This is a genomic window from uncultured Ruegeria sp., assembly GCF_947500045.1.
Taxonomy (GTDB): Bacteria; Pseudomonadota; Alphaproteobacteria; order Rhodobacterales; family Rhodobacteraceae; genus Ruegeria.
On sequence record NZ_CANMQQ010000001.1, the window covers coordinates 325071 to 339239 of the forward strand.

The window sequence follows — 14169 nt, forward strand, 5'->3', positions numbered from 1 at the left end:
AGCGGGACTGCCCGTCAGGTTCAAGCCGCAGATCGGTCCGGATACGTGATCAATCGAACTTGCGACTGGGCGCCAGCACCATGGCTTCCCCCACCAGCACCTTCTTCCCGTCGACTGCGCAGTGGCAATCAAGCTTGACCCGGCGTTTGGCAAAATCGATATCGATCACTTTTACCTCGGCATAGACCATGTCGCCCGGACGCACCGGAGCCAGAAATTTGAGCGATTGGCCCATATAGACAGTCCCGTGGCCAGGCAATTGCTCTCCGATCACGGCAGAGATCAGGCCTGCGGTCAGCATGCCATGCGCAATGCGGCCTTCGAATATCGTATCGCGGGCATAATCATCATCCAGATGAACCGGATTGCGGTCGGTCGAGACCTGGGCAAACATCTCGATATCTTCATCAGTCACCACTTTGCGCAGGTGTCGTGACATCCCCATTTCGATGTCTTCGATGCAAATGGTTCCGCGCGGAAGGTTATCCAACATGTTGCCCTCACTTGAGATCAAAAGAGCAACAAAAAATCATCATCAGCCGCTCACCGGCAACTTTATTACTTTGCAGGCGCAGAAAATCAAGCCTTTTTTACTATCTCAATCGACCAATCGAGAAGGTGGGGCTGATTTGTTCTTTCTCATTATGGGCCTTCAAGGCGACTTCATCAGGATGATGCGTGGTTTTGGTCTCTGAGGCCGCCAAGCCACCCGTGATGAACAAGGTATCAATGCCTTCACCCATGCCACCTGCAATGTCCGTTTGTGGTCCGTCACCAATGGCCAGAATCTCAGAATCGGACACGTCAACCTCAATCGCTTGCAACCTGCGCTGCGCCAGATCGTAGATTGGCGGATGTGGTTTGCCAAAATACAGGCTTTCGCCCCCCATTTCTGTATAAAGCCGGGCCAGCGCACCAGCGCACCATTCGCGCGTTTCCCCGCGATCCACGACGATATCAGGATTGGCGCAAAGCAGCTTCAGCCCCTTCTGCTTGGCGTAAAGAAAGTCGGGTCGATTTACATCCGGGTCCGCCATCGGATCAAACGGGCCGCAACACGCGATGCCTTCGGCCTCGTCCAACGCGACGCGTTCAATGTGGATCGGATGTTCCAAAAGCTTCAGAGGTTCAAAGAACTCGGCGTCGCGTTGCCATTCCCCCATGAAATAGACCTTTTCGCCAACGGCCCCGCGAAACATCGCGGAACGGGCGGAATCGCCGCTGGTTGCGATGGTGTCATAGGCGTCCGCAGGTACATTGAACTGTGAAAGTTGCACAGCAACACCGGCCCGCGGTTTTGGCGAATTGGTGACAAGAACAACAGTGCCGCCCTTCTGGCGATAAGCTTGCAGCGCGGCTACGGCCTCGGGATAGGCGGTAATCCCGTTGTGGACGCATCCCCACAAATCTACAAACAACGCTTTGTAACGGTCAGAGATTTCGGCAAGTGAAGAAACGATTTGGGTCATGGCGCGCCTTGTGAAGCATGGGGTGCAAGATACCAAACCCTATGGCAGAGCCCGGTCAGATTTGCCAGAGGTGCAACTCCGTGCGCGCCAACCCAAAACCAGTGCCCCTTGTTCATCTGGCTCAAAATACCTCGGAGCGCGAGGCAGAGCCTCGCAAAAAGAATGGCGCCCGGATCGGGCGCCTTCTGCAATCATATCAGACCTTGAGGTTTGGAATGATCTGCTTTTTCCGGCTCATGATCCCCGGCAATACAACCGTGTCACCGTCGATCGTTGCGCCAAAGCTCTTCTCGGCCACGCCTTTGACCTGATCGTTTGGAACCAGCAGCGTTGCCTCCTCGTTCAGAATGTCGACAACAAACAACAAGACCTGGTCAACGCCGTCTTCCTTGGCCACATCAACCATCGACGATGCGATGCTGGCCTTGCGATCTAGAACTACACCAGGTGCTGTGGTTTCCAAGACAGAGACACGGAACTTGGTCCCGTCGACTTCGTACTCTTTGCTGTCCATCCGGATCAGTTCGGCATCCGAGAAGGATGACACATCCGATTTGGCCGCAAACATGTCAGCCGCGTAGGCCGAGACATCCAACCCCAGATCAGCAGCCAGTCTCTCGGCCACGGCCCGGTCATGTGCGGTGGTGGTGGGTGAGCGGAACTCCAGCGTATCTGAAAGGATGCAGGTCAGCGCCGCACCTTTGATCGCGTCGGGCATCTTGGCTGCTTCATCACCGATCAGGTCGACCATGATGGTCGCCGTACAGGCCAGCGGGCGTACGGTGATATCGATGGGGCCTTTGGTTTCAAGGCCACCAACCAGCTTGTGGTGGTCGATGATGGCACGAATATCGGCGCTGTTGATGCTTGGGGGCAGTTCGGCCGGGTTATTGGTGTCGACGATGACAACGGGCGCACCCTCGGCCACATCTTCGATGATCTGCGGTTTGGGCAGATCCCAGCGCTTTAGCATAAAGGCGGCCTCGGTGTTGGGCTCGCCCAGCAACACGGGCTTTGCCTGTTCACCTTTCACTTCGTTCAGATACCACGACCACAGGATCGGAGAACCCGTGGAGTCGGTGTCGGGAGATTTGTGGCCAAATACAAGCGTTGTCATGTTTCGTATCCTGAGGAATAAGATTTTGCGCGCCTTATAGGGCGGTGAAACCGGGTTGTCACCCGCCAGCAACCACGCTGCGACCCTTGGTCTGAAATCCTAGAAGTCAGCCCGCTCCAATGTATATCCCGCCTGCTGCAACTGGTTTAGAAGCCCGTGATCGTTGCTCAAGTGACCAGCCCCGACAGCTATAACGGCGGTCTGATCTTTTAGTTCTAGAATCTTCTCCATCCAGTTCGCGTTGCGTTGCACCAGAAGTTGATCCTCAAAACTCTGCCATTCGGCGTCAAATTCCTCGGGTGTCAGACCAGAGGCCTCAAGCCCTTGTATCTTTGCGAGCTCCAAAATCGCGGCGTGCTGCTCATCGATATAAGCATTTGCCATGGTGATCATCTGATCATCGCCCGCCTGCAACGCCCCGGCCAATCGTGTCAGAGAGGCCACTTGTTCCTCAAGCGTGTGACTGTCGAACATGGCGATCAGCTCATCGATCCGTTCCAGCGAAAACTGTGGAATGTCATGTTCGACGGCCAGTTCGGTCAGGCGTGCATCCATTCCGCGATCAAAGTCAGGTGTGGTCATCAGGCAGGGAGGGATGCCAAGCAGCATGCTTAGGAACCAAGGACGCATCTTGGCGGCCATCCAGCTTGGAATGCCTCGCTCGGCCAGAGTTGCCGACAGTGCCGACCAATCTTCCTCGGGCATCAGATCAACCAAAGTTGGGCCAGAGGTGATCAGAACAGGGCTGAAATCTTTGGCCAGGTCTTTTTCGAACGCGTCCATTTCGGTCTTCGTAACCTCGAAATAGAACGCGTCGGCCTGGCTCAGTACGGGTGCCAGGCGATCAACCACTGGCCCCATACGCACGTCGTTTGTGTGCAAAGTGCCGATCAGGTGCAGGACGGTCCCGTTCTTTGTGGCGATCCAGTGGTTGCCTTCCGGAAAGGCAATGTCACCAAGCGTCTTGTCCAGTGCAGCTTGATCTTCGGGCGACAGGTCCCGCCTCAGATCCCGCCCTTCACAGGCTGCATGGGCCGTCAGCGGAAGCAACAGGCAGAGAAAAAGGCTAAGCAGGCGCATGGGAATCCTTCCGGGGCTTGCAAACATGCCCAAGTCATACCCTTGGTGTTTGACAAGGCGCAATGTCGTTTGTTTTCAAACGGCGGCTGGCAATCCCTGCGAAACCGCATAGCATGACCTCATGAAGCTTGAGCAAGACCTGTATCCTCCGATCAAAGCCTTGTTGGAACGTCTGGGCTATACCGTCAAAGGTGAGGTTGGTGTTGTTGATATTGTGGCCTTGCGCGATGGGCAGGAACCCGTGATCGTTGAACTCAAACTGCGCTTCAGTCTTGCGCTGTTCCATCAGGCCATCACGCGCCTGAAAGTGACTGATCAGGTCTACATAGGAGTCTGTAAACCTACGGGCCGAACCGCCCGACGGGCCCTGAAAGACAATCTGGCGCTGTGTCGTCGTCTGGGGTTAGGATTGATTACCGTGCGGTCAGACGGAACGGTCGAGGTTCAATGCGATCCCGGCCCGTATGCTCCGCGAAAGGATAAGGTCAAGACCAAGCGTTTATTGCGCGAATTTGAAAGGTTGCAAGGCGATCCGAATGCAGGCGGTGCCACCCGACATGGTATTGTAACGGCCTACCGGCAGGATGCGCTTAAATGCGCGGCACATCTGGCAGAGTTCGGAGCAGCCAAAGGGGGCGATGTCGCGAAAGCCACCGGAGTTAGCGCGGCGACCCGCCTGATGTATGACAATCACTACGGCTGGTTTGAAAAGGTCGAGAAGGGTATCTATGCCCTGACCGAGGCGGGCCGGGAGGGCCTGAAACATTGGGCCTATAGCTGGGAACAGCCAACTCAGACACCTCGTTCCAGCTAATCCTTCGCATCGTGCCAAAAAAAACTTTCACATATTATTGACTCGCTACCTGTGACCCCCTAGCTATGCGTCGTTATCACTCATGAGACTCGAGTGCTAACGCCTCGCCAGTCGGCGAGGGAGGATAACAAACTTTGAGCCCAAGGAGCTGCAAAGATGGCATTGAAACCGCTTCATGACCGCGTGCTGGTTCGTCGTACCGAAAGCGACGAAAAAACCGCAGGTGGACTGATCATTCCCGATAGCGCAAAAGAAAAGCCCAGCGAAGGCGAAGTCGTTGCAACCGGCGAAGGCGCACGCAAGGACAGCGGCGAACTGATCGCAATGGCTGTAAAATCTGGCGACAAGATCCTGTTCGGCAAATGGTCGGGCACCGAGGTTCAGGTCAACGGCGAAGAGCTGCTGATGATGAAAGAAAGCGACATCATGGGGATCATCGAGTAAGCCGCGTGCTTTCTCTGATCTTCATTTCCAACTTATTTCTCAAGGAGAAACAACATGGCTGCTAAGGACGTCAAGTTCGACACCGATGCCCGTAACCGCATGCTGGCTGGTGTGAACATCCTGGCCGATGCTGTCAAAGTAACCCTGGGCCCCAAAGGCCGTAACGTGGTTCTGGACAAATCCTTCGGCGCGCCGCGCATCACCAAAGACGGTGTTTCGGTTGCCAAGGAAATCGAACTGGAAGACAAGTTCGAAAACATGGGTGCGCAGATGGTGAAAGAAGTCGCCAGCCGCACCAATGACGAAGCTGGCGACGGCACCACCACCGCAACTGTTCTGGCTCAGTCCATCGTCAAAGAAGGTCTGAAGCAGGTTGCTGCTGGCCTGAACCCGATGGATCTGAAGCGCGGTATCGACCTGGCAACTGCCAAGGTTGTTGCGGGCATCAAAGAGATGGCGCGTGAAGTCAAAGACTCGGCAGAAGTCGCTCAGGTTGGCACCATCTCGGCCAACGGCGAAGCCGAAATCGGTCAGCAGATCGCAGACGCGATGCAGAAGGTTGGCAACGAAGGCGTTATCACCGTCGAAGAAAACAAAGGTCTGGAAACCGAGACCGATGTTGTCGAAGGTATGCAGTTCGACCGTGGCTACCTGTCGCCTTACTTCGTCACCAACGCTGACAAGATGATTGCAGATCTCGATGATTGCATGATCCTGCTGCACGAAAAGAAACTGTCCTCGCTGCAGCCGATGGTTCCGCTGCTGGAACAGGTGATCCAGTCGCAAAAGCCTCTGCTGATCATTGCCGAGGATGTTGAAGGCGAAGCGCTGGCAACTCTGGTTGTCAACAAACTGCGCGGCGGCCTGAAAATTGCTGCTGTCAAAGCACCGGGCTTCGGCGATCGCCGCAAGGCCATGCTGCAGGACATCGCAATCCTGACCGGTGGTCAGGTCATCAGCGAAGATCTGGGCATGAAGCTCGAGTCCGTAACTATGGACATGCTGGGCACCGCCAAGAAAATCGAAATCACCAAAGACGAAACCACCATCGTTGACGGTGCTGGCGAGAAAGCCGAGATCGAAGCACGTGTTGCTCAGATCCGCACCCAGATCGAAGAGACCTCGTCGGACTACGACCGTGAGAAGCTGCAAGAACGCGTTGCCAAACTGGCAGGCGGTGTTGCTGTTATCCGCGTCGGCGGCATGACCGAAGTTGAAGTGAAAGAGCGTAAGGACCGTGTTGACGATGCTCTGAACGCAACGCGCGCTGCCGTTCAGGAAGGCGTTGTCGTTGGCGGCGGTGTTTCTCTGGTTCAGGCCGGTAAAGCACTGGATACTCTGAAAGGCGCGAACGCTGATCAGGACGCAGGCATTAACATCGTGCGTAAGGCAATCGAATCGCCCTTGCGCCAGATTGCTGAAAACGCAGGCGTCGACGGCGCGGTTGTTGCAGGCAAAGTTCGCGAATCTTCTGAAGCAGCCTTTGGTTTCAACGCACAGACCGAAGAATATGGCGACATGTTCTCGTTCGGTGTGATCGACCCGGCCAAAGTTGTTCGTACAGCTCTGGAAGATGCAGCATCGGTTGCTGGCCTGCTGGTCACCACCGAAGCGATGGTCGCTGACAAGCCCGCCAAAGAAGGTGCGGCACCCGGTGGCGGCATGCCCGACATGGGCGGCATGGGCGGCATGATGTAAGCTGCTTAAGCTTTAGTACCTATAGCGGGGTCGCCTTTGGGCGGCCCCGTTTCCGTTGGAGCGCTCGCTATGTGGCCGATAGAGTTTTCACTGAAAATGAAGCGCAGACTTTGCATCCGAACGTGAGTGTGCAATCCCAACCTGATCCGCTAGATGTTTGATATGCGACTGTTTCTTTTAACCGCTCTGACCATGTGTGCCTTTGCGGCGAATTCGATCCTGAATCGGCTGGCCATCGATGGCGGTGCCAGTGATCCTGCGGGATTTGCGATCATTCGGGTGTTGTCAGGTGCGTTGGTTTTGGTTGCGCTGGTTTTTTTGCGGGGTGACGCGATCCCTGTGTTCAGTCGTCGACGCGTCGTTGGCGCGGGATCCTTGTCACTCTACATGGTGGGGTTTTCGGCTGCGTATCTAACACTCGATGCAGGGCTTGGCGCGTTGATCCTGTTTGGCGTCGTGCAGATTACTATGTTTGCGATTGGAGCGGTGTCGGGTTCCGCGCCCACGTGGCGACAGGTTTCAGGTGCCGGTATCGCGCTGGGGGGCTTGGCGTTTGTTCTTTGGCCCACCGAGGCACTGCAGATTGATCCAAGAGGGGTCAGCCTGATGACGGCTGCCGGGATCGGATGGGCAATCTATTCTATCGTAGGACGATCTGAACCCGATGCTTTGTCGGGAACGGCTGCAAATTTCATAGTTGCATTGCCCGTTACAGGATTGTCCCTGTTGGCGTTTGGCATTGATTGGCAGATGTCTTTATTTGGCTATGCATTGGCTGCTCTATCCGGGGGTGTAACGTCCGGTTTGGGCTATGCGCTGTGGTACCGTGTCGTGCCGCAGCTTTCGCCAGCCATAGCCGCGATCGTGCAGCTCAGCGTGCCGGTCATTGCCATTGCAGCAGGGGTTTTCCTGCTGGCTGAGGTCGCAAGCCTGCGGTTGTTGCTGGGCGCTGGCTTTGTTCTGGGCGGCATTGCGTTGGCCGTGATGCGCCGAGGCCGTGGCTAGGGGTTCCCTCGGCTTAGGTTAGGTCTTATTTGGCGGGTATGAAGTTTCTTGCAGCCCTCTTTCTGTGCCTCGCGCCCGCAGTTACCCACGCAAAATGCGTTGTCCTGCTTCACGGTCTTGCGCGTACTGAAGCCTCGTTCACCGTCATGGAGCAGCTTTTTCATGCCCATGACTATACGGTTGTGCGGCCCGGTTACCCCTCGACCGACTTGCCAATACCGGAACTTGCCGACCAAACACTGCCCGATGCCTTTGCAGCCTGCGGCGATGACACGGTGAATGTCGTGGCCCATTCGATGGGCGGTATTTTGCTTCGATATTGGTTGCAGAATAACGATCCTGAGAATTTGGGGCGCGTCGTGATGCTTGGCCCCCCAAATCAGGGCAGCCAGCTGGTGGACGAGCTTGGGGCCTGGGAAGTATTCGGCCTACTGAACGGCCCAGCCGGGTTGGCATTGGGTACGGGCCCCGAAGGTATTCCGCGCCGCTTACCGCCTGTGGATTTTGATCTTGGAGTAATCGCGGGCGAAAACTCGTTGAACCCGTTATTCTCGTCTCTGATCGATGGGCCGGACGATGGAAAGGTATCGATTGAGAGCACCAAGGTTGACGGTATGTCGGATCACATCGTCCTGCCGGTGACGCATACGTTTATGATGAACAACCCACGTGTCATGGCGCAGACCCTGCATTTCATCGAGTTTGGGCAATTCGACCCCCAGATAACCTGGCTGGACGGGGTGACGGATATCATCGATCAGATCTGCTTGGGGGAAGACTGCTCGGAACCCGACTCGGAGCCTACGCGATGATCCCTTTGGAACTCACCATGACCGGGGCACAGGTGTTGCTGCCGGGCCAGGGGCTTTCGCGTACCGAGCTGTCCATCGCGGATGGTGTCGTGCAGTCCGACGGGGCAGGGCGGCAGGTCGATCTGTCAGGTTACCTCATACTGCCGGGCATCATTGATTTGCATGGTGACGGGTTTGAACGCCATATCGCACCTCGTCGCGGCGCCATGAAACAGATGGCAGAGGGTATCCTGTCGGTCGAGGCTGAACTGGCCGCGAATGGCATTACTACAGCCGTTCTGGCACAGTTCCACAGCTGGGAGGGCGGCGTACGTGGCCCCGAATTTGCCGGACAGGTTTTTGAGGCCATCACCTCGGTCCGGGATGATGTGGTGACAGATCTGATCCCGCAACTGCGCTTTGAAACCCATATGCTGGACGATTATGAGGGACTGCCAGAATTGATCGAACACTGGCAAGTGCCTTATGTGGTCTTGAACGATCATCTGCCACATGATCGGCTGGCCGAAGGGCGCAAGCCGCCGCGTTTGACAGGACAGGCACTGAAAGCAGGGCGCAACCCCGAAGCTCATTTCGAATTGCTGCTATCAATGCATGCACGCAGGGCCGAAGTGCCTGATGCGCTGGATACGCTGTGTACTGAACTCATCGAAAGGGGTGTCCGGCTGGGTAGCCATGATGATGCCACGTCTCAGGATCGTGCGGATTGGCGCGAACGAGGCGTTAATATTTCGGAGTTTCCGGAAACGCTCGAAGCAGCAGAGGCTGCAAAGGCAGGCAGAGATCACGTGATCCTGGGCTCACCCAACGTGGTGAGGGGCGGTTCACACAAGGGCAACGCCAGCGCTGTTGACCTGATCGCGATGGGTCTGTGTGATGCCCTGGCATCGGATTATCACTACCCCAGCCCACGTCGTGCCGCGCTGATGTTGGCGAAATCCGGGCTTCTGGATATGGCGGGTGCCTGGGCGCTGGTCTCATCCGGTCCGGCCGAGGTGCTGGGCCTTTCAGATCGCGGAACGCTGCTGCCGGGCAAACGCGCAGATCTGCTGATACTGGATGCGGCAACCCACCGTGTTGCGGCTACAGTGTCAGGCGGAAATGTGAGCTACATGTCCGGCAGCATCGCGACCCGCTTTTTGAACTAATCTATCCTTCATCTGGCCAAAATACCCCCCCGGAGGCATCGCGCGCAGACGCGATTAACCCTTACGCACGATCCGGTTAAAGTGACCCATCTTGCGGCCTGCCTTGACTTCGGCCTTGCCATAGAGATGTAGCGCAACATCCTGTTCACGCGCCAGTTCAGGTACCCGATCCATGTCAGAGCCGATCAGGTTCTCCATAACCACATCCGAATGCCGTTGTCCGTCACACAAGGGCCAACCAGCCACGGCACGAATATGCTGTTCGAATTGATCCACCGCGCAGCCGTTCTGCGTCCAGTGACCCGAGTTGTGAACGCGGGGTGCGACTTCATTCACGATCAAGCCCTGCGCTGTCACGAACAGCTCAACCCCCATCACGCCAACATAGTCCAACGCATTTAGGATATTGGCTGCCAGCAGAACCGCATCCATCCGTTGCGCCGGAGACAGGCGCGCAGGAATGGTCGTCGTATGCAGGATACCGTCGCGGTGCACATTCTCGCCCGGATCGAAACACGCGACCTGACCGTCAATACCACGCGCGGCGATGACCGAAACCTCATGGGTGAAATCCACGAACCCCTCCAGAATGGAAGGTGCGCCTGCCATATCTGCCAATGCAGCCTCGGCATCTTCCGGTGTGTTCAGACGGGCCTGGCCCTTTCCGTCATAGCCAAAGCGTCGGGTCTTCAGGATCGCAGGGGTGCCGATCGCGTCAAGCGCATCGCGCAGGCCGTCTAGGTTGGTGACGTCAGCAAACGGTGCAGTTTTAAGGCCCAGCTCCTGCAGGAATGCCTTTTCGGTGAGCCTGTCCTGACTGACCCGCAGCGCTTCGCGGCCGGGACGGATGGGGCGGTGTTCTTCGAGCAAATCCAGCGCCTGTGTGGGGATGTTCTCGAACTCATAAGTGATCACATCCACCGAATCTGCGAAAGCCTTCAGCGCTTCGGCATCATCATATGCCGCAGTAGTGACACGATCAGCCACTTGGCCCGCGGGCGGGTTGGCGCCCGGCTCGAAGATGTGGGTTTTGAACCCCAACCGCGCTGCTGCGACGGACAACATCCGGCCCAGCTGACCACCGCCCAATATTCCGATGGTCGCACCGGGGTTGAGCATATCTGCCATCGTCACGTCTCCAATCGTTTGCCAATCGCAGTCAGAGCAGCGCGCAACGCATCATGCGCGCCCTCGGACTGTAGGGTATCTGTCATCTGAAGGCTCAGCGTGCCGTCGGTCGCAAGCGCGTCGCGCTCTGCAGCCAGCTGACCTGCTTGCCCTTTGTGCATCGTTGCCAAAAAGCCGGACATGAGCTGCGTGATGTAAAACTCTGCCTTATCCTTATCCCCGGTCTGGTCGGCCAGCCATTCGGCACCGGTTGCCATCAGGTCCAGAAAACCGGGCACCATGGCACAAATGGCAAAATGGGCGTTCAAGGCCGCTTCGTCGGCAACCTTCACCACGGGGTTTTCGGGTTCAAACAGCTCTGTCAGAAGGCGGTCGTTGCCGTAGGCGGCAAGCGGGCAGCCTCCGGTTTGCAAGAAACCCAGAGGAATGGTCTGCACGAAATCCGATACAGGCGCACAAAGCGTCAAAAGCTGGCTCTGTGGCACTGCCGCCATCACGGAAACGATCTGTTGATCCGCTCGAAACGTCAGAGGCGTCAGAATATCAGCGGCAACCTGGGGGCGCAGGCAGAGGAACACGATGTCAGAGACGTCGATCACGTCTTGCGGGGGGGCAACACTGATCCCAAGTTCGGCCTGCAAGGCCGAAGACACCTGCGCATTGCGTTCGGTGACATAGATGTCACGACCCTTCGAGGCCAACAGCCGCACTATTGGGGCTGCGATATGACCCGTCCCGATGAGGCCAATACGCTTCATCCCTGCGGCACTTGGGGGATTGAGGCGGACAGGGCTTCACGCCAGGCATCCAACCGCTCGGCCAGTGTCGGGTCTTGAAGCGCAAGAATGCCTGCCGCCATTAACCCCGCATTAGCGCCGCCAGCTGATCCAATCGCCATCGTTGCAACTGGAAACCCTTTGGGCATTTGCACGATGGAATACAGCGAATCCACGCCCGACAACGCCCGGGTCTGTACCGGGACACCAATCACCGGCACGCGGGTTTTCGACGCCATCATTCCGGGCAAATGCGCCGCACCGCCCGCACCCGCGACAATGACCTGCAAGCCGCGTGAAACAGCGGTTTTGCCGTAGTCCCAAAGGCGATCAGGCGTGCGGTGGGCCGAGACGATACGCGCCTCATACGCGATGCCCAGCTCATCCAGAATATCGGCGGCCTCTTTCATGGTGGACCAGTCCGACTGGCTGCCCATGATGATCCCTACTTTCACATCGCTCATTGCCTTTGCGCCCCTGCCTTCGGAAAGAGCGCGCACTATAGCCAAATCCGCTTATGTGGCAATGCGTTCCGCACGCCTCAGGCGATGATATCGGGGGTCAGACGGTCTTCGATCAAGCGCATGATGTCCTTAAGGCGCAATTTCTGCTTTTTCAGCCGCTTGATCGTCAGTTGGTCCGAGGTTCCCTTGGCCTGCAAAGCTTCGATCGCTTCGTCCAGATCACGGTGCTGGCGGCGAAAGACCTCCAATTCCACCCGCAGGACTTCATCGGTTTTCATCGAAAGATCGGTAGGCGCGTTCATGGACGACTCAGTGTTACAAGTGGTGCTTTCGACACAAGATAGTGTGTCAGGGTTTATCCGGCCAGACCTTGTGGACATCCCTGTATCTTCCCATATTCTATAACACGCGGTTGCCAGAATGGGGCCGCTCAATACGTCGCTTTGACAATGAAGGACGATGATACGTGTCGAAACTTACCTTAGGCTCATACCCGCATCTTTTGGGGTTCGAGCAGTTGGAACGCCTTCTGGAACGGTCTGCAAAGGCCGGAAATGAAGGATACCCGCCCTATAATATCGAGCAGACCTCGGATTTTTCCTATCGCATCACGCTGGCCGTGGCCGGGTTTGCGGAAGAGGACCTGTCGATCACCATCGAGGATCGCCAGCTGGTGATCCGGGGCCGTCAACGCGATGACAGCGAAGGGCGCATCTTCCTGCACCGCGGCATCGCGGCCCGCCAGTTTCAGCGCATGTTCGTGCTGGCTGATGGCGTCGAGGTGGGTGAGGCGATTATGGAGAACGGTCTGCTGCATGTGGATCTGACCCGCGCCGTGCCCGAAACCGTGGTTCAAACAATCAACATCAAGAAGGGGTAAGAGCAATGAATACACCGATCGACATTAACACCGAAGGCAATCGGATCGTTTATGTAAAAGCAGTGGATGTGGCTGACCTGCCGCAGAATCTGCGCGAACAGGCAGGCGATCTGGATCAGCTTTACGCGGTGCACGATTCCGATGGTCAACAACTGGCGCTGGTGGCGGACCGCAAGTTGGCCTTTGTACTGGCTCGCGAACATGACCTGTCACCGGTAGCGGTACACTGAAACGGCCACACACTCTACTGAATTGACGTGACATTTGCCGCGGCTGCGATGATCTTGCAGCAGAACGCAAAGCAGGAGTGGGCAGCATGCGCTGGTATGATTTCGACTGGGTGGACGCCTTCAGCGATCGCGCCTTTGGTGGCAATGGCTGCGCAGTAGTACATGGCGGGGCAGGGCTTTCGGATGAGGTCTGCATGGCTTATGTGCGCGAGACTTCTTTGGTTGAATGCACCTTTACCGGTCCTTCCTCGGTGGCCGACGTTCGGGTCCGCTATTTCCTTGCCAGCCGCGAGATTCCCTTTGCAGGGCACCCAACCATCGCCACAGTCGCCGCGATGCAATCACGCGGATTGTTTCAAGGGGAAGCATTGACGCTCGAAACCGGGGCAGGGATTGTCTCAATCACGCTGCAAGGCGATGAGATTGAAATGACGCAAGTAGCCCCGCAGTTTGGCGCGCCTGTGCCCGCCACGTTGGTGGCCGCCGCCGTAGGATTGCCGGAAGACGCGATCATTTCTCCGCCCCAGATGGTTTCGACGGGCCTGCCTTTCTGCATCACCGTCCTTCTGGATCATGAGGCCCTGCGTGCCGCGAAACTTGCCGAAGGTCCTCTGCGCGAAGTGGCTGCAAAGGCGGGGTTTTCCGGCTCCGACATGGCAGAGCCGTTTCTGGTGACTCTCAACGGCGCTACCGATGCAGGCGACACATTCTCGCGCTTGTTGCTGGCACCGCCCAGCCCGCCCGAAGACCCTTTCACCGGCTCGGCGACCGGTGCGATGGCGGCGTATCTTTGGAAGCACGGATTGATGAACAAGGACACTTTCATCGCCGAGCAGGGGCACGATATGGGCCGCCCCGGACAAGCGCGAGTGACGCGCGTGGGCCCTGCCGAGGCCATGACCGGGATCAAAGTCGCAGGGCGCGGTCACGTCCTGATGCGCGGGCAGGTAAATCTGCCGGATGACGCCGCCTAGCGCGATAGGTTTCAATTGTGACCAAGGGGTCATCCACGCAATCAGTGTAGTCGACCTCGACACCTGATCAATTGCGTGTTTCTTACACGAAGCGTCCAGATAAGAGCCTGGTATCTGCAACTATCTGCAA

Annotated in this window: 17 protein-coding genes; 9 read left to right on the plus strand and 8 right to left on the minus strand. The window is 57.0% G+C overall.

What is annotated here, in order from left to right; all coding sequences use genetic code 11:
* Positions 1–49 precede the first annotated feature (49 nt).
* From Q1B46_RS01650 to Q1B46_RS01665, 4 genes are all read right to left on the minus strand, one after another.
* Positions 50–493, minus strand: coding sequence for a MaoC family dehydratase (locus Q1B46_RS01650; RefSeq protein ID WP_074736482.1), 444 nt, complete (start codon positions 491–493; stop codon positions 50–52).
* A gap of 100 nt (positions 494–593) precedes the next feature.
* Positions 594–1469, minus strand: coding sequence for a TIGR01459 family HAD-type hydrolase (locus tag Q1B46_RS01655; protein ID WP_299944054.1), 876 nt, complete (start codon positions 1467–1469; stop codon positions 594–596).
* Between the two features lie 196 nt (positions 1470–1665).
* Positions 1666–2586, minus strand: a complete 921-nt coding sequence (locus Q1B46_RS01660) for a manganese-dependent inorganic pyrophosphatase (RefSeq protein WP_299944056.1) — start codon at positions 2584–2586, stop codon at positions 1666–1668.
* A 99-nt stretch (positions 2587–2685) separates the two neighbouring features.
* On the minus strand, positions 2686–3666 hold the full coding sequence (locus tag Q1B46_RS01665) for a TraB/GumN family protein (protein ID WP_299944058.1): 981 nt from the start codon (positions 3664–3666) through the stop codon (positions 2686–2688).
* Positions 3667–3787: 121 nt separating this feature from the next.
* On the opposite strand from Q1B46_RS01665, the gene Q1B46_RS01670 reads away from it, so the two are divergent.
* The 6 genes from Q1B46_RS01670 to Q1B46_RS01695 all read left to right on the plus strand — a co-directional run bounded on the left by Q1B46_RS01670 (position 3788) and on the right by Q1B46_RS01695 (position 9587).
* Positions 3788–4480 carry a DUF2161 family putative PD-(D/E)XK-type phosphodiesterase gene (locus tag Q1B46_RS01670; protein WP_299944060.1) on the plus strand — a complete coding sequence of 231 codons (693 nt, stop codon included), beginning with the start codon at positions 3788–3790 and terminating at the stop codon, positions 4478–4480.
* Between the two features lie 156 nt (positions 4481–4636).
* Entirely contained in the window at positions 4637–4924 is a 288-nt protein-coding gene (locus Q1B46_RS01675) for a co-chaperone GroES (RefSeq protein ID WP_170395406.1), read from the plus strand.
* A 54-nt stretch (positions 4925–4978) separates the two neighbouring features.
* Positions 4979–6622: a chaperonin GroEL gene (groL, locus tag Q1B46_RS01680; RefSeq protein WP_299944066.1), complete on the plus strand. Its 1644-nt coding sequence runs from the start codon at positions 4979–4981 to the stop codon at positions 6620–6622.
* Positions 6623–6784: 162 nt separating this feature from the next.
* Positions 6785–7627 (plus strand): DMT family transporter, encoded by an 843-nt coding sequence (locus Q1B46_RS01685; RefSeq protein WP_299944717.1) that lies wholly within the window; start codon positions 6785–6787, stop codon positions 7625–7627.
* A gap of 38 nt (positions 7628–7665) precedes the next feature.
* Positions 7666–8439 carry an alpha/beta fold hydrolase gene (locus tag Q1B46_RS01690; RefSeq protein WP_299944069.1) on the plus strand — a complete coding sequence of 258 codons (774 nt, stop codon included), beginning with the start codon at positions 7666–7668 and terminating at the stop codon, positions 8437–8439.
* Positions 8436–9587, plus strand: coding sequence for an alpha-D-ribose 1-methylphosphonate 5-triphosphate diphosphatase (locus Q1B46_RS01695; RefSeq protein WP_299944072.1), 1152 nt, complete (start codon positions 8436–8438; stop codon positions 9585–9587). Before Q1B46_RS01690 ends, Q1B46_RS01695 begins: the two co-directional genes overlap by 4 nt.
* 54 nt (positions 9588–9641) lie before the next feature.
* On the opposite strand, the gene Q1B46_RS01700 is transcribed toward Q1B46_RS01695, so the two are convergent.
* The 4 genes from Q1B46_RS01700 to Q1B46_RS01715 form a co-directional block, all read right to left on the minus strand.
* Positions 9642–10715: a 5-(carboxyamino)imidazole ribonucleotide synthase gene (locus Q1B46_RS01700; RefSeq protein ID WP_299944075.1), complete on the minus strand. Its 1074-nt coding sequence runs from the start codon at positions 10713–10715 to the stop codon at positions 9642–9644.
* 2 nt (positions 10716–10717) lie between these two features.
* Positions 10718–11473, minus strand: coding sequence for an NAD(P)-binding domain-containing protein (locus Q1B46_RS01705; RefSeq protein ID WP_299944078.1), 756 nt, complete (start codon positions 11471–11473; stop codon positions 10718–10720).
* Positions 11470–11955, minus strand: a complete 486-nt coding sequence (purE, locus tag Q1B46_RS01710; protein ID WP_299944081.1) for a 5-(carboxyamino)imidazole ribonucleotide mutase — start codon at positions 11953–11955, stop codon at positions 11470–11472. The genes Q1B46_RS01705 and purE overlap by 4 nt, the downstream gene beginning before the upstream one ends.
* 77 nt (positions 11956–12032) lie before the next feature.
* A complete protein-coding gene (locus Q1B46_RS01715; RefSeq protein WP_299659193.1) occupies positions 12033–12257 on the minus strand; it encodes a DUF465 domain-containing protein in 225 nt (74 codons plus the stop codon).
* 164 nt (positions 12258–12421) lie between these two features.
* Here Q1B46_RS01715 and Q1B46_RS01720 point away from each other — a divergent pair, with 164 nt between their 5' ends.
* The 3 genes from Q1B46_RS01720 to Q1B46_RS01730 all read left to right on the plus strand — a co-directional run bounded on the left by Q1B46_RS01720 (position 12422) and on the right by Q1B46_RS01730 (position 14039).
* Positions 12422–12835 (plus strand): Hsp20 family protein, encoded by a 414-nt coding sequence (locus Q1B46_RS01720; RefSeq protein ID WP_010441788.1) that lies wholly within the window; start codon positions 12422–12424, stop codon positions 12833–12835.
* Positions 12836–12840: 5 nt separating this feature from the next.
* Positions 12841–13065 carry a DUF1150 family protein gene (locus tag Q1B46_RS01725; protein ID WP_299659198.1) on the plus strand — a complete coding sequence of 75 codons (225 nt, stop codon included), beginning with the start codon at positions 12841–12843 and terminating at the stop codon, positions 13063–13065.
* Between the two features lie 86 nt (positions 13066–13151).
* Positions 13152–14039: a PhzF family phenazine biosynthesis protein gene (locus tag Q1B46_RS01730; RefSeq protein ID WP_299944086.1), complete on the plus strand. Its 888-nt coding sequence runs from the start codon at positions 13152–13154 to the stop codon at positions 14037–14039.
* Positions 14040–14169: the final 130 nt, after the last annotated feature.